The organism is Pseudomonas sp. P5_B3 (genome assembly GCF_056400405.1).
Window position 1 is genome coordinate 1 of the sequence record NZ_JBFULI010000143.1, and the last position, 545, is coordinate 545.

At 66.0% G+C, this 545-nt stretch carries 1 protein-coding gene; it reads left to right on the forward strand.

Features of this window, described 5'->3' with window-relative positions; translation table 11 throughout:
* Positions 1–545: VCBS domain-containing protein (locus tag AC1DRN_RS29995; RefSeq protein ID WP_477786934.1), on the forward strand; the 545-nt coding region annotated here is incomplete at both ends.

The following is a 545-nucleotide window of genomic DNA, read 5'->3' on the forward strand; positions in this document are numbered from 1 at the left end:
GCCGTGCTGTCCTCGGCCAGCGTTACGCTGAGCGAAACCAATGCTCCGCTGACCACCGCTGGCAGCCTGACCATCAGCGACGTCGACAGCCCGGAAAGTTTCCAGGCGCAAACCAATACCGCCGGCAACTACGGCCAGTTCTCCATCGGCACCGGCGGTGCCTGGACCTACGTCGCCRACTCCGCCCACAACGAGTTCGYCGCCGGCACCACCTACACCGACACCTTCGCGGTGAGCAGYGCCGATGGCACCCTCACTTCGGTCRCCGTGCATATCCTCGGYASCAACGATGCGGCCGTGCTGTCCGCCGACATCGCCAACCTCACCGAGACCAATGCTGCGCTGACCACCGCCGGTACCCTGACCATCAGCGACGTCGACAGCGCCGCAACCTTCGTCGCGCAAACCAACACCGCCGGCAGCTACGGCCAGTTCTCCATCGGCACCGGGGGTGCCTGGACCTACGTCGCCAACTCCGCCCACAACGAGTTCGCCGCCGGCACCACCTACACCGACACCTTCGCGGTGAGCAGTGCCGATGGCAC